This is a genomic window from Blautia sp. DFI.9.10 (assembly GCF_024461705.1).
Taxonomy (GTDB): Bacteria; Bacillota; Clostridia; order Lachnospirales; family Lachnospiraceae; genus Blautia_A; species Blautia_A fusiformis.
In genome coordinates this window covers 177,972-201,267 of sequence record NZ_JANGAA010000002.1, presented here as the reverse complement: position 1 = coordinate 201,267, position 23,296 = coordinate 177,972, and the positions used below count along the sequence as shown (strand labels likewise).

Here is a 23,296-nt window from a genome sequence, read left to right as displayed (position 1 = left end):
ATCAGTTCTCTCCTTCCCCGTTCTTCTCCTCATAGTCCTGTACTTTACGGATAATGTCACGGTTATATCTTGTCCAGTCTGTATCAAATTTTTTCAGGAATGCATCTTTATCCTTTTTCATCAGGAAGGTCTGGATCTGTGCATCCACAGCCATCTCTGTAGGATAATAATGATCCTGGTAGTCGGCCATCCTTCCCTCTTCTATGTATTCCTTCATACCATCCAGCGTAGAGGGAAGTGTGAAATCACCCTCTTTACAGGGAACTGCCTTCTGGTCATCCAGATATGTCTGTATATTCTCATCCTCAAGAAGGAAATCCAGCACTTCATATGCAGCTTCCTTATTCTCACAGTCATCCATCACACAGAACTGAAGGTCAACTCCGGAATTCAGTTTGTTTTCTGACGGATCATTGCTTGCCGGTGTTACAAAAGAATCAATATCCATATCCGGATTTACACTCTGGATCTGCGGGATCGCATAGCTTCCGATGGGATACATGGCAGCCTCCCCTTTTGCAAAAGCGGTGCAGGCTCCATTGTAATCATAGGCAAAGGGATCATCCGGTCCATACTGGATAAGCTCCAGCATACGGTCTGCTACTTCCTTATACTCTTTTGCAAAAGTAGTGTTTCCCTGGTTTACCTGGCGGCATACATCGGCTGGTGCAAGATCTACCGCAATAGAATTCCACGGTGCAAGACAGGTCCAGGTATCTTTAAATCCGAAATAAAGCGGCTGGATACCTGCATCCTGAATTTCCTGGCAAAGGCTCATAAATTCATCCCATGTAGTCGGGATCTGCCAGCCATGCTCCTTGAAAAGCTCACGATTGTAAAGGATTCCGGCGGCATTGGCCACGTAAGGAACCGCATAGACTCCGTCTTCCGGAACGAATTCCAGCGCTTTATCAATTTCTTTATATGCATCTTTGATCGAATCCAGTCCCTGATAATCGGAAATATCCATCAGCATATCAGAATCAATAAAATTGGAAAAGTTAACATCGCCTCCGATTCCAATGATATCCGGATTATCCTCACGGATAAATCTTGTCTTCAATACAGTCATAGCATCGTTTGGTGATTCGATGGTAAGATGGATATCATCATGAGTGGCATTGAATTTTTCTTCCAGTTTTTCAAATGCCTTAACCGCTTCCGGTTTATACTGCACAAGTTCGATCTCTGTCTTTCCGCTGTCCTTTTTACCTGTGCCGCATCCGCTCAATGTAACGGAAGCTGCCATGGTAAAGGCAAGTCCCATACAGAGGATCCATTTACTTCTGTTGCGCATCTTGTAATGCTCCTTCCTTTTCCTTTTATTTGATAAGTCGGATATCACCCATTTAACTGATATGGCTATCCGGGCTCTCCAATACTTATTCTCTGGTTTCTTTTTTCTGAAAGCTATTTTAACATAGCTTTATGCTTGCATAAATAGCAGTGTTTTTCTTGTTTTATACCAAAATGCAATTTTTCTCTGTCTTCATTAAAGTCATCTAGCATTTTGATATATTTTACGCCTATATCACTACTTTTATCTAAAATTAGTATATTCCGAATTTATCGAAAATCAACAAGTTTCTCGAGAAACTTAATTTTCTCACAAAGTTTTATCGATTATCCTCCTCTTTTTAGTATATTTTACAGGCTGTTTTTGTAATTGCATTTTTATACATATGTTGAAGTTCCCTGCTGTTTTAATATATAATGTTACTGAAACCAGACAAAATCATACGCCTAAAGGATAAAAATATGAATGACCTTCTCTTCTCCGTTTTTCCAAATGAAAACTTTGTTGATATCGGACTATACCAATACGGCTGGGAGCACTGCGCTCCGGCACATTCATTCGGCCCGGCCGCACGAAACCATTATATTTTTCATTATGTGATCTCCGGTACCGGAACTCTGATGGCAGACAATTCCGCAGGAGAGACCATCACCTATCAGGTAAAAAGCGGCCAGGGTTTCATGCTTTTTCCCGGTCAGATCAACACCTACATTGCAGATACCGACTTTCCATGGGAGTACACCTGGGTGGAATTTGACGGGCTCCGGGCAAAAGAGATCGTGGAAACTGCAGGTTTAAGTCCGGACCATCCGGTCTATCACAGCCACTCTGCAGATCTCCGCCAGAAAATGATGGAGGAAATGCTTTATATCAGCCATAATTCCCAGGAATCACCCTTTCATCTTATCGGACATACCTGGCTTTTTCTGGATTACTTTATGCGCTCTACTGAAACTGTCCGCATGAAACAGGATGGAAGTATCCGTGATTTTTATATCAAGGAGGCGCTCTCTTTTATTGAACAGAATTTCCAAAATGATATTTCCATTGAGGATATCGCAGCCTGCTGCGGCCTGAACCGAAGCTACTTCGGTAAGATCTTCCACGACACCATCGGACGTTCTCCCCAGGAATTCCTGATCAGCTATCGCATGACCAAAGCTGCAGAACTTCTTAAGATCACAGCCCTGTCTATCGCAGATATCGGAAATGCAGTCGGATATCCCAATCAGCTGCATTTTTCCCGGGCTTTCAAAAATGTATACGGAATGTCGCCAAGAAACTGGCGGATGAAAAACAGACTTATTGAAAAAAAGCCTCCGGCCAGAAAATAGCCGGAGGTTTTTTATTAAAAAATGTATTTACTTAAAATGTAAATTTATCAGCAAAGTATGCATCAAGCTCATCGATCTTCACACGTACCTGCTCCATAGTGTCACGGTCACGGACTGTAACTGCACCGTCATTCTCAGACTCGAAGTCATAAGTGATACAGAACGGAGTACCGATCTCATCCTGTCTGCGGTAACGTTTACCGATATTTCCACGGTCATCGTACTCACAGTTGTACTTCTTGGAAAGCTGCTGGTAGATCTTCTCAGCACCCTCGTTAAGCTTCTTGGAAAGCGGAAGCACACCGATCTTAACCGGTGCAAGTACCGGATGGAAATGAAGGACTGTACGGACATCGTTCTTCTCTTCATCCAGAACTTCCTCATCGTAAGCGCTGCAGAGGAAAGCAAGTACCATACGGTCTGCTCCAAGTGATGGCTCGATAACGTATGGGATATATTTCTGTTTCTTCTCATCATCAAAGTATGTGAGATCCTGGCCGGATACATTCTGATGCTGTGTCAGGTCATAATCTGTTCTGTCAGCGATTCCCCAGAGCTCACCCCATCCGAATGGAAAAAGGAATTCCACATCTGTGGTAGCCTTGCTGTAGAAGCTCAGCTCTTCCTTATCATGGTCACGGTAACGAACCTCATCATCCTTAAGTCCGAGAGCACTCAGCCAGTCAAGGCAGAACTTCTTCCAGTATGCAAACCACTCAAGATCTGTATCCGGCTCGCAGAAGAACTCAAGCTCCATCTGCTCGAACTCACGGGTACGGAATGTGAAGTTACCCGGTGTGATCTCGTTACGGAAGGATTTACCGATCTGGCCGATACCAAACGGGATCTTTTTACGAGATGTTCTCTGTACGTTCTTGAAGTTTACGAAAATACCCTGTGCAGTCTCCGGTCTTAAATATACAGTATTCTTGGCATCTTCGGTAACACCCTGGAATGTCTTGAACATCAGGTTGAACTGACGGATATCTGTGAAGTTGTGTTTACCACAGCTCGGACATCCTACCTCGTGTTCTTTGATGAAGTCCATCATCTTCTCCTGGGACCATGCATCTACGCTTCCCTCAATGGCAATGTCATGCTCTGCACAAAAGTCCTCAATGAGCTTATCTGCACGGAAACGCTCGTGGCACTCTTTACAGTCCATAAGAGGATCAGAAAATCCGCCAAGATGTCCGGAAGCGATCCATGTCTGCGGGTTCATAAGGATCGCACAGTCAACACCTACATTGTACGGAGACTCCTGAATGAATTTCTGCCACCATGCACGTTTTACGTTATTTTTAAGCTCTACACCGAGATTTCCATAATCCCATGTGTTTGCCAGGCCGCCGTAGATCTCGGAACCCGGGTAAACAAATCCTCTGGCTTTTGCAAGAGCTACGATCTTTTCCATTGTCTTTTCCATGATTTCTCTCCTCTTGACTTGCAGCTGTTTCGCCAAATGCGTCCGGAAAGCTCCGGAAAAAGCTGCTTTTTTACATTTTTGGTCTTATTATACTAGTATCCTCATGATTTTTCAAGGATATTTCCATTTGCATTGCATCCTGTCCTGCTTTTGAAAAATAAATCGTTACGGTTATTCCGCAGCCGGCAGTGATCTATCTCATCAATTCCAGGATCTCCAGACTTTTAAACCGCTTGTCTGTATTCAGCTCCGTATACCGGTAAATGTGGCGTTCCAGTTCCCGCAGCACATCATCCCGCACTGTAAACGTATACAGCTTTGCCAGGGGGGACACGGCTATGTAGCGCATGGCATACAGGGCAGCCGCTGAGATTCGTTTCCTGTCCATGGCCATCCTGCTGCAGTCCGCACACAGGATCCCATGCTCGCCCTGGGAGAAAAAAAGTTCTCCGGTTTCTTCCTCCGTAAGCTCTCTCCCGCAGCCCGCACACTGGAACAGCTGCGGCATCACGCCCTGGATCACCATAGTCCGCAGTTCATAGATACAGCGCACCAGCCGGTCTTCTATATGAGGATTCAAAATGGCTTTGATGGTCACATAGAGAAGATTCATCATCTCCTTCTCATCCGTTCCCTCTTTGCCAAAATAATCTGCCAGCTCCAGAAAATAATATCCATAGTAAACCCCCGGCTGCCGGGTGGCCAGCTCCACAAAATGATGCTGTACGCTGACCTGATTGAGATTATAACTTGTCCTTCCCTCATAAAGAGTAAAGCTTCCAAATACAAACGGGTTAGCTGCTGCCATGAACGGACTGTTCTGCCGTCTCGCTCCCTTGGCAAAAGCGGAGATCTTCCCCCTCTCTCTTGTGAGAAGGACGATCCGCTTGTCATAATCCCCTACCGGCATGGCAGAAAGTACCACTCCCTGTACGATAATCAGATCACTCATTTTCAGATTTCTTTCTTATCATATCCAAAGTTCTTGATCAGGAAATCACTGTCTCTCCAGTTCTTAGTCACCTTGACCCAGAGCTTTAGGTTTACCTTTGCTTCCAGCATACGCTCCAGCTCATAGCGGGCATTGCTTCCGATCTTTTTCAGCATGGCACCCTGTTTTCCGATGATGATGCCTTTATGGGAATTACGCTCGCAGATGATGGTCGCATCAATATCTATGATGTTGCTTCTTCCCGGACGTTTCTTCATCCGGTCGATGGCAACGGCGATACCGTGAGGGATCTCCTCATCCAGTGCATGCAGAGCCTTCTCACGGATGATCTCTGCGGCGATCTGGCGCTGAGGCTGGTCGGTAACTGTATCTTCATCATAGAACATCGGTCCGTACGGAAGATATTTGAAAATACTTGGAATGATATCCTGTGTGTTTTTTCCGCGGAGGGCAGAGCAAGGAATGATCTCTGCAAAATCACAGATCTTACGGTAGGTATCGATCGCAGGAAGAAGCTCTTCTTTTTTTACCGTATCGATCTTGTTGATGATGAGAATCACTGGAACTCCAACCTTCTGCAGCTGCTCGGCAATGTGGCGCTCTCCCGCACCTACGAATGTGGATGGCTCCACCAGCCACATAATGGCATCTACTTCCTTCAGGGTTCTCTCCGCAACCTGTACCATGTATTCTCCAAGCTTGTTTTTTGCCTTGTGGATACCCGGTGTGTCCAAAAATACGATCTGTCCCTCATCACAGGTATACACAGTCTGTATCTTGTTTCTGGTTGTCTGTGGCTTGTTTGATGTGATGGCGATCTTCTGTCCGATAAGATGGTTCATCAGCGTGGATTTTCCAACATTCGGTCTTCCGATGATCGCAACAAAGCCTGATCTAAAATTATTATCCATTCTTTATCCTCTCATAATCCTTTCACAGCCTGCTATCCCATTTAACGGACAGCAGGCTTTGTTTCTCATCAGCCGATCAGTGGCTTCACTTCCATGAATACATCTTCCGCCTTCTCTATTGCAGTCTCACTTCCTACTACGCAGATCTGATCATCGGAAAGTACTGCTTCTACAAGAGCTGCCAGTTTCTGGATATCCTCCTTCTGCGCTCCGAGGATCTGATTTCTTTCCTTCTGGAGCATATCCTCTGTAACATTGGAGAAATATGCGGTTTTTGAGATACTTCCCTGCATCTGCGGAGTTCTCGGCACATCCTTGTTGCTGATCGTTCCGATAATATATTTTGTCATCTCACGCTCGTCTGCCTCAAAGGCACGGATATAATCCGGCACTCCTTGGTATACTTCCAGGGTTCTCTTTAGATGGGGATCACGGTAGGATACCAGGAAGCTCTCTCCGTTTCTCTTAAAGCCGCTCATGCAGCCATACGCTCCACCCTTTACACGAAGGTTGATCCAGAGATAATCGTAGCTTAAGATCACTTTCAGGATCTCCAGTGCACCGGTATACTCCAGGCCTTTTTTGCGGAAGTTTCCGTTCTGTGCCACATACTGGACCTGGCCGGAGGTCTTGAAGGCTTCGTTTTTCTTTATGCAGGGGGCCTGCTTCACAGACTCCGGCTTCTGTCCGTTAAACAAAACTTTTTTGATCCCGGCAGCCTGTGCTTTTACTACATCCAGAGATTCTCTCTCTCCGGTATAGCTTACACAGAAATTCTCCGGACGAAGGACCTCTTCCATCACCTTACGGAGATTTTTCACGATCTCATCCTTGCAGCTGTCAAAATCCTTCTCCAGTTTTTCGATAAACTGATAATATCCGATTCCTGCCATCTCATCCTGGAATGCCGCCATCGGAGATGCGTAGGAAGCACCACGGAGAACGGCGGTGGAATGGCCTGCACTTGCAAGGCTGGCCTGGGCTCTGGATCTCACTCTGGCAATGATCTCGTAGAGACGTTTGGTGTCATCCAGCTTCGAAGTTGTAAGAACCTCCCGGATCATGGAAAACATGAAATCCATCTCCGGATATAACGCTTTTCCTCTTACGGCAAACATGGCACGGAATGCATCGGTATCCTGGGCATCATCAAAAACCTCTATCCCATAGGCAATACCGCCGGTTCTCGCATTCACTTCATTAAACAGCTCGCCATAAGTGTAATTCTCCGTATCCACTGCACCAAGCACAGATTTCAGAAGTCCCAGATAATGGACTGTATCAACATCAAAGTCATGGATCTCAAAAAGAAGATCCGCATAACCGATACCATTGGTGCACACATCATGATACAGAAACAAGCTGTCCTCCACATGGTGCTCCTCGTTTGTCAGCCCTGTGATCTCTTTTTTGATGTCTTCTCTGGAAAGCATGGGGATGCAGGTCAGCGCTTCCGGAGCTTCCTCCGCTTCCTGATAAGCCTCCAGCGCTTTGGTATTCTCTACCATCCGGGTAAGCTCTTCATCAGAAAGGCTCTTTCTGTAATTCTCCAGCTTTTCTTCCAGTTCCTTATCCCTCTTTGCTGCAAGGCCCTTCTCCGGTACCAGGGAAAGGATCGCACCATGAGTGTTGCCCAGAAGATATTTTCGGATCAGCTCCTCAAAATATCCCTCTTCCAGGGCTTTCTTAAGGAACTCAAAGCCCTCCAGAAGCTGCACCTCACAGAACGGCTTCGTATCATCATAAAGCCAGCTGCTTAAAATATCCAGGCCATACATCAGCCCCTTCGGATAGGAAGAAAAATCTGCTTCGCGGAAACGGAATTCATAGTAATTGATCCCGGCTGTTACTGCCTTTTTATCAATTCCCTCCTCTGCGATCTTTGTGAGAGTGTCGCGGATCACCTTTATAAATTCCTCTTTCCGACTTAAGTTTGCTCCCTTTGCCACGATGGAGAAATAGGTCTGTTTGATGCCATCCTCAAAAGAACCATAGATATCTTTGCCGATCTTTGCATCCAGAAGTGCCTGCTTCAGCGGTGCACCCGGTGCGCTTAAGAGAGCATAATCCAAAACCTCGAAAGCAAGACTTAAGTTGATATCTGCCGCTTCACCCACAACCATATTGTAGGAAAGATAGGTGTTATCCTCTTCTCCCTCATCCTCTGATACCGGATAAGGCTTCTGAATGTCCTTTACCTGAGCAAAGGCTTCCTGATCCCGGATCTCGGAATCAATGACAAGAGAATCAAAGGCAGACAGATAATGGCTGTCAAGAAATTCCAGCTTCTCCTCCATATCCATGTTTCCGTAGAGATAGATAAAGCTGTTGGACGGATGATAGTACCGTCTGTGGAAATCCAGAAATTCCTCATAGCTGAGATCCGGAATATTTACAGGATCTCCGCCGGACTCACAGCCATAGGTTGTATCCGGGAACAGCGAATTCATGATCTCTCTCTCCAGAACATCATCCGGTGAGGAAAAAGCACCCTTCATTTCATTGTAAACGACACCGTTGTATTTCAGCGGGCCTTCTTTTTTCTCCAGATGGTAGTTCCAGCCTTCCTGACGGAAGATCTCTTCTTTTTTGTAAATATTCGGATAGAATACCGCATCCAGATATACATGCATCAGATTCTGGAAATCCCGGTCATTACAGCTTGCTACCGGGTAGCAAGTCTTATCCGGATAGGTCATGGCATTAAGGAAGGTATTAAGAGAACCTTTTACCAGCTCCACAAAAGGATCCTTAAGCGGAAATTCCCTGGAGCCGCACAGTACGCTGTGTTCCAATATATGAGCAACACCTGTGCTGTTTTTCGGCGGTGTACGGAATGCAATGTTAAAAACCTTATTCTCATCACTATTCTCGATGAGCATCACTCTGGCTCCTGTTTTTTTGTGTCTCAGAAGCCATCCTTTTGAATGAATATCCTGAAGCTCCTCTTCCTTCAGGACTTCATATGCGTTCAGATGATTGGGATTCATAAAATAGTAACCTCCTGAATGTTTCTCTTCACACCCGACATGGATCTTCGTTCAAAAAATCTCAGAATATTTTATCGGATGCATGGCAACAAAAGGCTGCCTGAGTAGTCAGACAGCCTGAAACGGAAGCTCTCCGGCCTCCTAAATGTTTCCTTCGTTGGGATAATACTGCCTGTAGATCTCTCTGGCAGCTCTTGTGATGATTCCAAGCTCAGCTTCCATTCCAAGATTAGCCGGAAGCTCCACAGCTGTTTCCCTGATGTCTCTCTGGACCTTGGCCTTCGCACTGTCCTCCTTGATGTGGATCAGGCCGAAAATCGTTGTGTTATAGGATTTATCTGTCTGACAGAGATCCATGTAGACCAGAACCAGATGACAGCATTCCCGGTAAAGAAGCTCCTCATAAAGACCGCCCTTTTCCTGGAACTCCTGAAATTTCAGCTTCTTAAGATACTTGCCTATCTCTTTCTTCGCACTTCTTGTACCAAAGAATCTGGAAGCGGAATTCCGGTTAAACTCCATGGTCATCCAGAGACCGAGATAACCGTCTGCCCTGGTATCACCAGTCTCAGCTTTATCGCTGTAACGGATCTCCCAGAGTTCCTTGCGGATCCTGTTCTCTTCCGGTTCTTCTCCTGCTGCAATGGACTGCTCCAGAAGCTTCAGACGCTCCATGGGATCTTTCTCTCTATAGTATTTCGCAATTGTTGGTGTATCCATTCATTCTTCCTCCTGATATCTGAATATTATATCAGACAACCTGCCAAAAATACACCCCTATCTGTGATTTCGAAGCTTTTTCCCAGGGCTTTTCACTTTTTTTCCGCGGTTATCACATAGATATACATTGCGGATATACCACAGGGTCTTATCCTCTCCGTATTTATCCAGGATCCGGAGAAGTCCCTCCAGCTCTTTCTTTGTCTGTGGGTGGATAAACCACAGCTTCTCCTTGCTTTTCAGAAAATACTGCAATGGTTCATGATAGGTATATTCCTCTCCCAGATAGTTTCTGGATGCACTGATCCGGTCCATGACCATTTCCGCCACATATTTTCTGGGCATTCTGGCTCCCATGATCACATGCTCACCGTCAAGGGAATAGTCTACCCAATGTTCAAAATGGTGTCTGTTTCTTCCCTTATGGTGCAGCCAGGACATGGATACGCCGGTTGCCTCACGTTCTGCGTTGTTGGGGCTTCTTGTCCCCTGATAATATTTACAGCCTACCAGAAATTCCGTCGGGGAATATTTGGACAGGTCATGAAGCAACCCCTGCTTATATAACCCGATACGAAAACAATATTTCATCACCAGAAGCTTATGCCTCGTGATGGTCCTGAAGTGCAGCCACGGGTGCCATGATCGCATCTTTTTCCGCCTCCTGTCTGCCCAGCAATACCACAATGGCGCGGGGGCCTATTTCGATTGATTTTTTATATTCTTCTTCCTCCTCCAGACAGAATCCTGTTCCGTGAAGAGAGGTATCTGCGATTTTTTTCCAGCACATGCCTTCCGGGAGATTGGGCAGAGCAAGGCTCCGGTTTTCCCAGTGGAAATTATAGCCGATGTAAATAAAATCATCCTCTGCAGCCTCCAGATCCTCTTTTTCCCTTGCATAGGCTCCGTAGTACATCATACCAAGAAGCCTGCTGGTATTCTCATAGCTCAGATACCAGGCACGTTCCCCGTGAAGAGACACATCCGGGAACCCCTTGGTCAGATAATCTACCCCTTTCAGTTCCACCGGCATATGAAGAACGGGATGGGCCTTACGAAAAACAATGGCATCCTTTACAAATTCCCTCAGTCCCTGGTTTCTGGAAAGGCCCTTCCAGTCTGTCCAGCCGGTAGCATTATCCTGACAGTAGGCATTATTGTTTCCGCTCTGGGAATTGCCGAATTCATCGCCGTGATAGATCATGGGAACACCCTGACTCAGCAGCATCATCAGAAAGGCATTTTTGATCTGGCGTTCCCTCATCTGGCGGACGGAAACCTTACGGGTAGGGCCTTCCACACCGCAGTTCCAGGAATAATTATAGCTGCTTCCGTCCTGATTGCCTTCGCCATTGGCCTCGTTATGTTTATAATTGTAGCTCACCAGGTCATTCATGGTAAATCCGTCCTGGCAGACCATGTAATTGATCACTCCATGATTCTCGCTGTTATGACGGATATGCCATGCTGCAGCCTCCACCATACCTTCATCGCTTTTCAGAAAACGGCGCATATCCTGGAGAAAATTCATATTGCTCTCCGCTCCGCAACGTCTGGCCGGAAGCTTTCCTCTGTAAAAATGATCAAAATCAAAGCCCTGGAAGATCAGTTTTGCTCCGGAAAGGATTCCATCCCGAAGAAGCATCTCCCGGTTAAAGCCCTCTCCCAGCACATGAAATCCATCTACATGGTAAAAATCTCTCCAGAACTGCAAAGCTCGAAGAGCCATCAGGCTGTCTGTTTCCTCTGGAAAATAGAATTCCATGATACAGGCAATGCCGTTCTTGTGCAGCTCCCGGATCATATACCGAAATTCCTGCTCCGGTTCTCTGGTGCTGCAGTAAGCACTCTTCGGGCTGAAATAAAAGCCGGATGCATAGCCCCAGTAATTCACTACATTTTCTTTTCGGCGGGTCTTGATGTGTTCACTACCTTCCTTCGGTTTATTGATCGGAACCTCACAGAATTCATAGGCAGGCATCAGTTCAATGGCATTGATCCCAAGTTCTTTCCAGTAAGGGATCATCTCTGTCAGGCCAAGAAAAGTCCCCTTATGGGAAACCATCTTTCTGGCAAGCTTCGTATAACCACGGACATGAAGCTTGTACAGGATCATATTTTCATATTCTACTGCCGGTGCAGTTTCATTTTCCCAGCCGGAAACATTCTCATTAAGGAAGCGACAGCGGACCTCCTTTTCCGGATCGTAAGGTACTCCGAAATGCTCTCTCCCGTGAAGTCCGTATGCATACGGATCCTGCACGATCTCACCGTCTATTTTATAATTATATTCAAACTCCTTCAGAGAAGCACTGCACAGCTTCAGTGCCCACACACGTCCTGTATGGAAATCCTTTGGAAAAACAATCTCCACCGGTGCGGCAGCTCCTCTTTTTTTATATAAAAGCAGGGACACTTCGGAATCCTCCGATGCCTCCACTGCAAAATTATAACCGCCCTCCATTCTGTTGGCTCCAAGTATCAGCGGCTGACCTTTTTCCACTCGACCTAATCTGCGGCTTGCCAAGGCAACTCCTCCTTTTCTCTTTTTATTATTCAAATCCATGGAAATCCGTTTCACCGGATCCGTCACAGATCAATATCCAGCTCAACCGGGCAATGATCAGATCCCATGATCTCTCCGTGGATCTTCGCATCCTGAAGCTTTTCTTTCAGGGAAGGGGAAACAAGGAAATAGTCGATACGCCAGCCGGCGTTCTTCTCTCGTGCACGGAAACGGTAGGACCACCAGGAGTAAACGCCCTCTTTATCCGGGTAAAAATAGCGGAATGTATCAATAAAGCCACTCTCAAGAGCTCTGGTAAAGCAGGCTCTCTCTTCATCCGTAAAGCCTGCATTTTTGCGGTTGGTCTTCGGGTTCTTGAGATCGATCTCCTGATGTGCCACATTAAGATCGCCACAGCAGATCACCGGTTTCTTCTCCTGCAGTTTCAGAAGATAAGCCAAAAAATCCTCTTCCCATTTCATACGGTATTCCAGACGGCGGAGCTCGCTCTGGGAGTTGGGAGTATATACAGTCACAAAATAATACTCATCGAATTCCAGCGTGATGACACGTCCTTCTTTATCATGCTCCTCTATCCCGATCCCGTAAGCCGCAGACAATGGCTCCCTCTTCGTAAAAATGGCTGTACCTGAATAGCCTCTGCGGTTTGCGTAGTTCCAGTACTGATGATATCCGGGAAGTTCCAGCTTCACCTGTCCCTGCTGGCATTTCGTCTCCTGCAGACAGAAAATATCCGCATCCAGCTCATGAAAGCGTTCCTCAAAGCCCTTGGTGATACAGGCCCGGATCCCATTTACATTCCAGGAAATAAATTTCATATTTTTATATTTTCTCCTCATTTTTTCGTCATATTTTTATTATATCTCACATTGTCGGATTAAGCAAAAAATATTTTGAAAGTTTTCTCAGGCTCTCAAATATTTTGTTGCTGTTCTACGTCATATCTGTTAAAATGTTCTCTATATCATGCAGAGTTGCCCCCTTATTTACAGGCAGCAGCAGAACGGAGGATTTTTTTATGAGTGATGAATTTAACAAAAGCGGATGTGCACCAAGCGACTGCGCTTCCTGCACAGCTAACTGTGAAAGCAAGGTAGATGAGGCACATCATACCATCACCCTGACTATGGATGATGATACTGAGGTAGAATGTGCCATCCTTACTATTTTCCCTGTAGAAAACAAAGAATATATCGCACTTCTCCCACTGGATGAGAACGGCCAGAATGAGACCGGTGAGGTTTATCTCTACAGTTTCTCCCGCACAGCAGACGGCGATCCGATGCTGGCAAACATTGAAGATGATGAAGAGTACGACGCTGCCGCAAATGCCTTTAACGCAGTCGTGGAAAAAGCACGTGCAGACGAGGAGGCAGACGCACCTCTCAGCTAAACAGTGCATTTATCGGAAAGCAGTAACTACACAAAACAAGCCCGGAAAATCGGATGTATGTGGTCTTCACACCTCCGCCTTCCGGGCTTTTGTTTTATTTTGTGGTACTTCCGAAGCCGCCGTTTCTTACTGCATCTGCATCGTCATCCACGGTGATTCCATATTCCACAAAGATCCCCTGCATAAAACCGGTTCCTGCCGGGATCTGGATCGTTTTATCTTCTCTTGTATCGTTAGTCAGCTTGGCAAAGATATGACCTTCGTTGTCGGAAAAGAAATAATCGCTGTCAATGATTCCCACTGTGTTATTCAACTGCAGCCGGAATTTAAATCCCAGTCCGCTTCTCGGATAACATTTCAGAACCCAGCCCTCTTCCATCTCTACACGGATACCGGTTGGTATCTTTACGATCTCACCTGGCTTCATGGTCACATCCACAGGTGCATAAAAATCATATCCTGCACTTCCGGTCGTAGCTCTCTTCGGAAGCTTCAGACTGTCGTAGATATTCCGGATCTCCTCTTCTGAATACTGTTCAAAGGTATCCTTCCAGTCCTTTGCAAACTGTTCAAAACTTACCTTGTGAAATTTCGCAATTCTTTTCATTTTTCGTTCCACTCCCAATAGGTAATTTCAAAAAAACCTCTGATCACTCCGTGTACAGAACCACACGGTTCTCACGAAGTGACGCCTGTACATCGATCACCCTCTGATTTGAGGAGCCTTTCCATTTCAGACGAACCTCTTTCTTGTCCACCTGAAATTCCCCGTCCACGCATACATCCAGATAATGGATGATCTCGTACTGCTGGATTTCTTCCCAGAGAGAACCCGTATACAGCCAGATCGTCTTATCCGAATACTTCTCTCTGATCTCTCTTGCAAGAGCTGTTACCTCAGCGATATTGGAAGGATGCAGAGGATCGCCTCCCGAGAAGGTGATCCCGCTGATATAATCCTTGTCCAGCTCTGCAAATATCTCAGCTCGCTCGCTGTCCGTAAAAGGCAGACCTCCATTCGGATCCCAGGTAATGGGATTCTGGCACTCCCGGCAGCCGTGTGAACAGCCGGCTACCCAGAGCACTACACGAAGTCCGTCTCCGTTTAACATATCGTCCTTGGTAATATTGTGGTATCTCATCATTTATGCTTCTTCCGGTACATCCTTCATGCTGAAGCTGATTCTTCCCATCTTGTCCTTGCCAAGGCAGATAACCTTAACTTTGTCGCCAAGTGTAAGAACATCCTCAACACGGTTGATCCTCTGTTTGGAGATCTTGGAAATGTGTACCATTCCCTCCTTGCCCGGTGCAAACTCAAGGAATGCGCCAAACTCTTTGATGCTGACTACGCGTCCTGTAAAGATCTGTCCTGCCTCAAACTCGGTAGTGATGATCTCGATCATACGTTTTGCTTCATCCATACCCTTCTGGTCTGTTCCGCAAATAGAAACTGCGCCGTCATCTGTGATGTCGATCTTCACACCTGTACGCTCGATGATCGTGTTGATAGTCTTTCCTCTCTGTCCGACTACATCACCGATCTTCTGCGGGTCGATCTGGATCTGGATGATCTTCGGAGCAAACTCCCCAACAGTTGTACGAGGCTTGTCGATACATTTCTCCATAACTTCTGTCAGGATATATTCTCTTGCCTCTTTTGTTCTGCGGATCGCTTCCTCAACGATCGGTCTTGTAAGACCATGGATCTTGATATCCATCTGGATCGCTGTGATTCCGTCATGTGTTCCGGCTACCTTGAAGTCCATATCTCCGAAGAAGTCCTCAAGGCCCTGGATATCTGTAAGAACGATGTAATCATCGTCTGTTTCACCTGTAACAAGTCCGCAGGAAATACCTGCAACCGGTTTTCTGATCGGTACACCGGCAGCCATCAGTGACATGGTAGATGCACAGATACTTGCCTGGGATGTGGAGCCGTTGGACTCAAATGTCTCAGATACGGTACGGATCGCATATGGGAATTCTTCCTCTGTAGGAAGTACCGGTACCAGTGCTCTCTCAGCAAGTGCTCCGTGACCGATCTCACGACGTCCCGGTCCTCTGGAAGGCTTGGTCTCACCTACAGAGTAGGACGGGAAGTTGTAGTGGTGCATATATCTCTTGGATGTCTCAAACTCATCCAGTCCGTCAAGACGCTGTGCCTCTGTAAGAGGAGCAAGTGTAGTAACGGTACAGATCTGAGTCTGTCCTCTTGTGAACATGGCAGAACCATGAACTCTCGGGATGATATCTGTCTCTGCAGCCAGCGGGCGGATCTGTCTGATCTCACGTCCATCCGGACGTTTATGATCTTTGAGGATCATCTTGCGGACAGTCTTCTTCTGGTACTGATATACAGCCTCACCGAGAACGGCAAGCCATTCCTCATTGTCTGCAAAAGCTTCTTTCAGCTTATCAGTGATCTCGCTGATGTTATTCTCACGTGTCTGCTTGTCGTCAGAGAATACGGCAACCTCCATCTCTTCCGGAGGAACGATCTTCTTGATCTCATCAAAAAGCTCCTGAGGTACTGCACAGGACTCGTAGGAATGTTTCTCTTTTCCGCACTCTGCTACGATCTGGTCGATGAATTTGATGATCTCCTGGTTCACTTCATGAGCCTTGTAGATAGCCTCGATCATCTTATCTTCCGGAATCTCATTAGCTCCGGCCTCGATCATGATAACCTTCTCTCTTGTAGAAGCAACCGTAAGCTGAAGATCAGAAACTGCCTTCTGTGCAAGTGTCGGGTTGATGATAAACTCGCCGTCGATCATACCAACCTGTGTGGTTGCGCATGGACCGTCAAATGGGATATCAGAAATACAGGTTGCAATGGAAGAACCAAGCATAGCCGGGATCTCCGGATTGCATTCCGGATCAACAGACATAACCATATCTACCAGAGTTACGTCATTTCTGTAATCCTTTGGAAACAGCGGACGCATCGGACGGTCGATAACACGGGATGTAAGGATTGCATGCTCGCTTGCCTTACCCTCTCTCTTGTTGAAGCCTCCCGGGATCTTTCCTACTGCATACATCTTCTCCTCATACTCAACGCTTAACGGGAAGAAATCGATCCCTTCTCTCGGCTCTTTGGATGCGGTAGCAGTAGCAAGGACTGTAGTATCACCATAGTGCATAAGAGCAGCACCATTGGCCTGTTTTGCTACACGTCCGATATCTACAGTCAGTGTTCTTCCTGCAAGTTCCATGGAATAACTTTTGTACATATTCGTTCTCCTTTTCTTATTATATTAATATCTGACAGGAGCCCGAAACAACTGAAAAGACCACTTCCTTTGAAAAAGATCTCGACCGGAAATGGGCTTTTCAGTAGTCTCGGAAATCACTCCTGCGGTAATTCCGTCTGTGTTTATCACACATGTTAAAATGGGGCGGATGGAATCATCCGCCCCTCCCGTAGCAATTATTTTCTTAAACCTAATTTCTCAATCAGTGCACGGTATCTTTCGATGTCTGTTTTCTTAAGATAAGCAAGAAGGCCACGTCTCTGACCTACCATTTTCAGAAGACCTCTTCTGGAATGATGATCTTTGTGATGTGTTTTAAGATGCTCTGTGAGCTCCTGGATTCTTGCTGTAAGAACTGCAACCTGAACCTCCGGTGAACCTGTGTCACCCTCTGTTCTTGCATACTCTTTCATGATCGCTGTTTTCTTCTCTTTAGAAATCATTGTTGTTTCCTCCTTGAAATTTTAATTAAACGCCGGGTATTAAGAAGTGGTCGGAGTCTCCGGCTTCTGAATACTGGCTTTTTTCACCTCGAACAGTATAGCACACGGTTTCTGACCTGTAAACTGTTTTTTCGAAAAGTTTTTCCCGAAAGTTTTTATTTTTCGAGACTGCGGAAATAAGCCTTTCCCTTTTCTGCATCCTTCAGGAGCTGCTGCTTTAGTGCTTCTATGGACGAAAAGCGCTTCTCCGGTCTGGAATAATGAAAGAATTCCACTCTGCAGGGCTCTCCGTACAGATCCTCCTCACAGTCAAAAAGATAGGTCTCAACACCCAGGAATTTCTCTCCGATGGTTGGCTTATATCCTACGTTTGTGATCCCGCAAAGGGTTCTGTCCTTAAAATGGGACACTGTATCATAAACGCCATTTGGCGGCATCAGCTTTTCTTTTGCAGGAACGATATTGGTAGTGGGAAGAAGGACCTTATGTCCCATTCCTCTTCCATGTTCGATCACACCGTCCACAAAAAAGGGGATTCCCAGCAGATCATTAACCTTTTCCATATTTCCCTTTTTCAGTTCCTCACGGATAAATGTACTGCTGATCTTTCTGCGGCCTTCCATTTCTTTCGGAACAACATCCACAGTAAAGCCAAGCTTCCTTCCCATAGTCTCCAGAAGCTGTGGTGTTCCCTTGCGTTCATACCCGAACCTGAAATCTTCTCCCACTGCAACATGCTCCGCCTGAAGATCTCCCACCAGGATCTCTTTAACAAAGGTTTCTGCCTTCATATGACGGATCCGGTTATCCAGCGGACATTCGATCAGCACATCCACGCCTGCTTTCTCAAGAAGCTGACATCGTTCCTCTTTTGTAAAGATCATCTGACTGCCGATGCCAAGAGAAAAAAGGACTGTCTGCAGACCTTTTTCTTTCTGTTCCAGGATCTTCTCCACCAGTTTCTGGTGTCCACGGTGTATGCCGTCAAATTTTCCAAGTGTCACCGCACTCTTTGAAAGGCGCGGAAATTCTCCGTCGATCTTCAAGTATTCCATATCTTCTGCTGCTCCTGCAAGTTTTTATAAAGTGTCATACAAAAAACATGCGGATGGGTACGTATTTCTGTTTTCTTTCATCCCAGCCGTATATTCCTGTGAAATTTCCGCTGCTTTTATACATCCGGACTTTTTCTTCCCTGCTGCCTCCCTGTACCAGTTCCTCCGGAAGCGGGTTTCCATTATTTAGAAGCCTGTCTCCCTCCGGTGTACAGGTAAGGACCGGATACATGGAAAGTACATCCTCGATGGAAACAAGCTTTTCCCCGATGGTCCCATCGGCAACCGCCTCCTCCACCTGGGAAAGTGTCATGCTCTCTTCCAGAGTGAAATTTCCGGACCTGGTCCGAAGCAGCTCTTCCATGGCTCCGCCGCAGCCTAATTTTTCTCCGATGTCATTGCAAAGTGTACGGATATAGGTGCCCTTGCTACAGGTAACGCTTATGCGTACCAGCGGAAGCTCCATATCCAGTATCCTTATCTCATAAAAAACCACAGGGCGCGGCTTACGCTCTATGGTTTTTCCTTCTCTGGCCAGTTCGTAAAGCTTCTTTCCGTTTACCTTCAGGGCCGAATACATAGGAGGAACCTGCTGCTGTTCTCCCACAAAGGATCCCACTGCCTCACGGACTTCCTCTTCCGTGACGGTAACAGGTTTCTCAGAAAGAACAGCTCCGGTCATGTCCTGGGTATCTGTGGAAACTCCCAGCCTTAAAACCGCCTCATATGTTTTTTCTTTTTCTGTAAGAAGCTCCACCAACCGGGTCCCCTTGCCCAGTGCAACAGGAAGTACTCCCTCTGCTGCCGGATCCAGAGTCCCGGTATGGCCGATCTTTTTCATGTGGAGAATCCCACGCAGCTTTGCAACAACATCATGAGAGGTATAACCTTTTTCCTTTCGGATCACAAGTATTCCGTCCATGATCTTATCTTTACTCCTCTGCAAGCTGTTTTTCAATTTCAGCGGTAAGGTTGTTGATCACATCGTACATGGAGCCCTGCATATCACAGCCGGCTGCACGCACATGTCCGCCGCCTCCGAAAAATACGGCAATCTTGCTTACATCCACCTTACCATTGGAACGGAGAGATACCTTAAAGAACTGCGTCTGCATCTCATAGATAAAGATCGCAACCTCCACACCAGCAGTCAGACGGAGCTGGCTCACGATTCCCTCCAGATCCTTTCCTTCCACACTGTAGAAATCCATCTCCCGTTTTTTCAGATATCCGACCACACACTTACCGCCCTGAAGGAGAATACTCTCTGCCAGGACACGTCCCATGACCTGATTCTGAAGATATGTTTTCTGGTAAAAGGACTCATCGATGATCCTGCTGAAATCAAATCCTGTTTTCATCAGTTCTCCGGCGATCCTCATGGTTTCCGGTGTTGTGGAAGAATACTGGAACACGCCGGTATCATGTGCCATTCCTGTATAAATAGGAACCGCAATGGAACGATCGATCTTGTCTGAATCCAGAAGTCCGTAAAGAACTTCGCTGGCAGAGCTGATCTCGCCTCTTACATGATTGACATCCGCAAATCCGTTATTGCTCACATGATGATCAATGCAGGCTGTCTTTTTTGCTGCATCGAAATATTTCCGGGCAACAGCAAGCCTGTCCAGTGCGCTGACATCACAGGTGATAAAAAGATCATACACCTTATCTTCTTCTGCTTCTGTCTTAACCTCATCCATTCTGTCAATGTAATCAAATACAGGTTTCCGGTCTTCCAGATAAACATCTGCTTCTATATCAGGAAAATATTTCCGGATATAGAGATACAGAGCCATACAGGAACCAATGCAGTCCCCATCCGGACGGATGTGACCGCCAATGCCAACGGTTTTTACATTTTCCAGTATTTCTGAAATGTTTTTCATTTTTTCCACCTATTCCTCTGTTTCCATCCCACTCATTACGTCATTGATCTTCTTTGACATATTTACACCATATTCAATAGACTCATCCAGAACAAAACGGATCTCCGGTGTATTGCGGAGATTCAGTCTTCTGGCCAGTTCTCTCCGAACATAGCCCTCTGCATTCTTTAAGCCCCGGAGGGTGGAATCCTTGGCCTGTTTCTCGCCCAGCACACTGATGTAAGCTTTGCAGGTCTTAAGATCCGGTGCCACCTCAACAGCTGTCACAGAAGTCATCGGATGAATTCTGGGGTCCTTGATCTCGCTGTGTATGATGGTGCTGAGTTCTTTTTGAACTGCACCATTCACACGTGTATTTTTAATGCTGTTTTTTCTCATTACGAATCACTCCTATCTTGGTACCTCTACCATGATATATGCTTCGACTTTATCTTCTTCTTTGACATCATTAAAGTCATTAAATACAAGACCGCACTCATATCCGGCACGAACTTCCTTGACATCATCCTTAAATCTCTTCAAGGATGCAAGCTCACCCTCAAAGATCTGGTCCTCACCTCGTGTGATACGAACCTTACAGTTACGCTGGAATGTACCATCCAGCACATAGCTTCCTGCGATGGTTCCGACACCGGATGCCTTGAACAGCTGACGAACTTCTGCGTGACCGATAACCTTCTCCTCGAATACAGGATCCAGCATACCCTTCATAGCTGCCTCTACATCCTCGATCGCCTGATAAATGACTTTATAAAGTCGAAGGTCAACGCCCTCCTGCTCAGCAAGCTGTTTTGCTGTAGTATCCGGACGTACATTAAAGCCGATGATGATCGCATTGGATGTTGCAGCAAGGCTGACATCAGACTCATTGATGGCACCTACACCACCATGGATCACCTTAACGATAACTTCCTCGTTGGAAAGCTTGGTAAGGCTCTGTTTAACAGCCTCAACAGATCCCTGTACATCGGCCTTGACGATGATCGGAAGCTCCTTAAGATCGCTGGCCTGGATCTGGTCAAACAGGTTATCCAGAGAAAGCTTGCCTTTGGTCTCCTCGAGAAGACGGCTCTTGTTCTCTGTAACGAATGCGCCTGCAAAGTTCTTGGCTTCTTTATCGCTCTCAAAGGACATCAGGATCTCACCTGCATTAGGAACATCACCAAGTCCGAGGATCTCAACCGGAGTAGACGGACCTGCCTCTTTTACACGACGTCCCTTATCATCCATCATTGCACGTACCTTACCATTGCATGCACCTGCGGCAATAAAGTCTCCCACATGAAGAGTACCCTTCTGAACAAGGATGGTAGCAACCGGTCCTTTACCTTTATCAAGCTGAGCCTCAATAACAAGACCTCTTGCCTCACGGTTCGGATTGGCTTTGAGCTCGGAAACCTCAGCAGTAAGAAGAATCATCTCAAGAAGATTCTCAATTCCTTCTCCTGTATGTGCGGATACCGGAACAAAGATGGTGCTTCCGCCCCAGTCCTCAGGAATCAGTTCATACTCGGAAAGCTCCTGTTTTACACGCTCTACATTTGCACTTGGTTTATCGATCTTATTGATGGCAACGATGATCTCAACACCGGCTGCCTTTGCATGGCTGATCGCCTCTACTGTCTGCGGCATTACACCATCGTCTGCGGCAACGACCAGAACTGCGATATCTGTAGCGTTGGCACCACGCATACGCATAGCTGTGAACGCCTCATGTCCCGGTGTATCCAGGAATGTGATCTTCTGACCTTTGATATTTACCACGTAAGCACCGATGTGCTGTGTGATTCCGCCGGCCTCGCCTCTGGTTACGTTTGTATTACGGATGGCATCCAGAAGAGATGTTTTACCATGGTCAACGTGACCCATAACACAGACTACCGGAGGTCTCGGAACCATATCATCCTCATCCTCTTCGTCCTCTTTGAGGAGCTCTGCGATCACATCCACCTTTTCTTCCTTCTCAGCAATGATATCAAAGCCAAGTGCGATCTCCTCTGCCTTTTCAAAATCGATCTCCTGGTTTACGGTTACCATGACACCTTCCATGAAAAGCTTCTTAACGATCACTGACGGCTGCATCTTCATCGCGTCCGCAAGCTCACGGATAGTAAGCTTCTCCGGAATGGTGATCTCCTTGATCTCCGGTTTCTTCTCTTCCTGCTTCGGCTGTGGATTCGGTTTCTGAAGTGCTTTCGGGATTCTGGAATTCGGTCTGCGTCCGCCCTGATTTGGTCTGCGTCCGCCCTGGGTACCTTTCTCGAATTCTTTCTTCTTGTTCTTATTCTCTCTGTCACGCTCACGCTTGCTGTCCTTGGATGTCTTGGTCAGCTCCGGAGTGAATACAGCATCTGAAGAGCCACCGCTTCTTCTCTGTCCCGGACGCTGTCCGCCGCCCTGGCCACCACGGTTTGCTCCGCTGAAACGGTTGTCTCCGCTTCTTCCGCCTTCGGAACGTCCGCCCTGGCCTCCCTGGCCACGGTTTGCTCCACCGCCGAAACGATTTCCTCCGTCTCTTCTTCCTTCAAAGCTTCCGCCCTGACCTCCCTGGCCACGGTTTGCTCCACCGCCGAAACGGCTTCCGCCTCTTCCGTCATTCTGACGTGTGCCTCTGTTTCCCTCGCCCTGTCTTGCCGGACGTCCCTCACCATTCTGGGAACGGTTTCCGCCAAAACGATTTCCGCCGTCTCTTCTTCCCTCGAAGGTTCTTCCGTCACGATTTCCGTCTCTTCTTCCTTCCGGACGGTTGCCCTGCGGTCTTCCGCCCTGAGTACGATTCTGACCACTCTGACCGTTTCTCTGCTCACCGGACTCACCATTTCTTGTGTTTGCTCCTGCGCTTCTCTGACCGCCGTTCTGTGGACGTGCCGGTCCCTTTCTCTCGCCTGCTGCCGGTTTTCTTCTTCCTTTACCGCCATCGCTGGCATTCTGTGCATGAAATACACGGATGATATTTTTTTTCTTTTTCGGTGCTTCAGATTTGTTACCCTCTGTATTCACCGTTGTTGTCTTTTCTTCTGTTTTTGGAGTATCCAATTGTCTATATTGCTCCTTTCCCGATCTGTTGAATTTATCTTTTATCATTTCTATCGTCAAACC

20 protein-coding genes are annotated in these 23,296 nt (G+C 46.7%); 2 read left to right on the top strand and 18 right to left on the bottom strand.

Annotated elements, in window-relative coordinates; genetic code table 11:
• Position 1: 1 nt before the first annotated feature.
• Entirely contained in the window at positions 2-1,297 is a 1,296-nt protein-coding gene (locus tag NE671_RS02110) for an ABC transporter substrate-binding protein (RefSeq protein WP_015525814.1), read from the bottom strand.
• A gap of 461 nt (positions 1,298-1,758) precedes the next feature.
• Here NE671_RS02110 and NE671_RS02105 point away from each other — a divergent pair, with 461 nt between their 5' ends.
• Positions 1,759-2,631: an AraC family transcriptional regulator gene (locus NE671_RS02105; protein WP_022426301.1), complete on the top strand. Its 873-nt coding sequence runs from the start codon at positions 1,759-1,761 to the stop codon at positions 2,629-2,631.
• A 31-nt stretch (positions 2,632-2,662) separates the two neighbouring features.
• Here the strand turns inward: NE671_RS02105 and NE671_RS02100 are convergent, their stop codons facing one another.
• From NE671_RS02100 to NE671_RS02065, 8 genes are all read right to left on the bottom strand, one after another.
• Complete coding sequence (locus NE671_RS02100; protein WP_092069375.1) at positions 2,663-4,057, bottom strand: glycine--tRNA ligase; 1,395 nt, start codon at positions 4,055-4,057, stop codon at positions 2,663-2,665.
• 193 nt (positions 4,058-4,250) lie between these two features.
• Positions 4,251-5,009 carry a DNA repair protein RecO gene (gene recO / locus NE671_RS02095; RefSeq protein ID WP_173733042.1) on the bottom strand — a complete coding sequence of 253 codons (759 nt, stop codon included), beginning with the start codon at positions 5,007-5,009 and terminating at the stop codon, positions 4,251-4,253.
• Between the two features lie 2 nt (positions 5,010-5,011).
• On the bottom strand, positions 5,012-5,920 hold the full coding sequence (gene era / locus NE671_RS02090; protein WP_015525809.1) for a GTPase Era: 909 nt from the start codon (positions 5,918-5,920) through the stop codon (positions 5,012-5,014).
• 68 nt (positions 5,921-5,988) lie between these two features.
• Positions 5,989-8,910 (bottom strand): insulinase family protein, encoded by a 2,922-nt coding sequence (locus tag NE671_RS02085; protein WP_173733043.1) that lies wholly within the window; start codon positions 8,908-8,910, stop codon positions 5,989-5,991.
• 141 nt (positions 8,911-9,051) lie between these two features.
• Positions 9,052-9,630 carry a DUF6553 family protein gene (locus NE671_RS02080; protein WP_110102003.1) on the bottom strand — a complete coding sequence of 193 codons (579 nt, stop codon included), beginning with the start codon at positions 9,628-9,630 and terminating at the stop codon, positions 9,052-9,054.
• Positions 9,631-9,687: 57 nt separating this feature from the next.
• On the bottom strand, positions 9,688-10,281 hold the full coding sequence (locus tag NE671_RS02075) for a DUF5662 family protein (RefSeq protein ID WP_021977109.1): 594 nt from the start codon (positions 10,279-10,281) through the stop codon (positions 9,688-9,690).
• Positions 10,232-12,157 carry a hypothetical protein gene (locus tag NE671_RS02070; RefSeq protein WP_022426622.1) on the bottom strand — a complete coding sequence of 642 codons (1,926 nt, stop codon included), beginning with the start codon at positions 12,155-12,157 and terminating at the stop codon, positions 10,232-10,234. The genes NE671_RS02075 and NE671_RS02070 overlap by 50 nt, the downstream gene beginning before the upstream one ends.
• A gap of 62 nt (positions 12,158-12,219) precedes the next feature.
• Complete coding sequence (locus NE671_RS02065) at positions 12,220-12,975, bottom strand: exodeoxyribonuclease III (RefSeq protein ID WP_015525806.1); 756 nt, start codon at positions 12,973-12,975, stop codon at positions 12,220-12,222.
• A 200-nt stretch (positions 12,976-13,175) separates the two neighbouring features.
• Between NE671_RS02065 and NE671_RS02060 the strand changes: the two genes are divergently transcribed.
• Positions 13,176-13,550: a DUF1292 domain-containing protein gene (locus NE671_RS02060; protein ID WP_015525805.1), complete on the top strand. Its 375-nt coding sequence runs from the start codon at positions 13,176-13,178 to the stop codon at positions 13,548-13,550.
• 94 nt (positions 13,551-13,644) lie between these two features.
• Here NE671_RS02060 and NE671_RS02055 read toward each other — a convergent pair whose 3' ends face one another.
• The 9 genes from NE671_RS02055 to infB all read right to left on the bottom strand — a co-directional run bounded on the left by NE671_RS02055 (position 13,645) and on the right by infB (position 23,281).
• Positions 13,645-14,157 (bottom strand): deoxyuridine 5'-triphosphate nucleotidohydrolase, encoded by a 513-nt coding sequence (locus NE671_RS02055; RefSeq protein WP_015525804.1) that lies wholly within the window; start codon positions 14,155-14,157, stop codon positions 13,645-13,647.
• 43 nt (positions 14,158-14,200) lie between these two features.
• A complete protein-coding gene (gene nrdG / locus NE671_RS02050; protein ID WP_256163597.1) occupies positions 14,201-14,692 on the bottom strand; it encodes an anaerobic ribonucleoside-triphosphate reductase activating protein in 492 nt (163 codons plus the stop codon).
• A gap of 3 nt (positions 14,693-14,695) precedes the next feature.
• The gene (locus NE671_RS02045; protein WP_015525802.1) at positions 14,696-16,789 is read right to left on the bottom strand and encodes a polyribonucleotide nucleotidyltransferase; all 2,094 of its coding nucleotides are present in this window, start codon (positions 16,787-16,789) and stop codon (positions 14,696-14,698) included.
• A 197-nt stretch (positions 16,790-16,986) separates the two neighbouring features.
• Positions 16,987-17,253, bottom strand: coding sequence for a 30S ribosomal protein S15 (gene rpsO / locus NE671_RS02040; RefSeq protein WP_015525801.1), 267 nt, complete (start codon positions 17,251-17,253; stop codon positions 16,987-16,989).
• A gap of 155 nt (positions 17,254-17,408) precedes the next feature.
• Positions 17,409-18,308 carry a bifunctional riboflavin kinase/FAD synthetase gene (locus NE671_RS02035; protein ID WP_015525800.1) on the bottom strand — a complete coding sequence of 300 codons (900 nt, stop codon included), beginning with the start codon at positions 18,306-18,308 and terminating at the stop codon, positions 17,409-17,411.
• Between the two features lie 34 nt (positions 18,309-18,342).
• Positions 18,343-19,233 (bottom strand): tRNA pseudouridine(55) synthase TruB, encoded by an 891-nt coding sequence (truB, locus tag NE671_RS02030; RefSeq protein ID WP_370816446.1) that lies wholly within the window; start codon positions 19,231-19,233, stop codon positions 18,343-18,345.
• Positions 19,234-19,240: 7 nt separating this feature from the next.
• Entirely contained in the window at positions 19,241-20,197 is a 957-nt protein-coding gene (locus NE671_RS02025; protein ID WP_110102007.1) for a DHH family phosphoesterase, read from the bottom strand.
• A gap of 9 nt (positions 20,198-20,206) precedes the next feature.
• Complete coding sequence (gene rbfA / locus NE671_RS02020) at positions 20,207-20,575, bottom strand: 30S ribosome-binding factor RbfA (RefSeq protein WP_015525797.1); 369 nt, start codon at positions 20,573-20,575, stop codon at positions 20,207-20,209.
• Positions 20,576-20,587: 12 nt separating this feature from the next.
• Positions 20,588-23,281 carry a translation initiation factor IF-2 gene (gene infB, locus NE671_RS02015; RefSeq protein ID WP_256163589.1) on the bottom strand — a complete coding sequence of 898 codons (2,694 nt, stop codon included), beginning with the start codon at positions 23,279-23,281 and terminating at the stop codon, positions 20,588-20,590.
• Positions 23,282-23,296 lie beyond the last annotated feature (15 nt).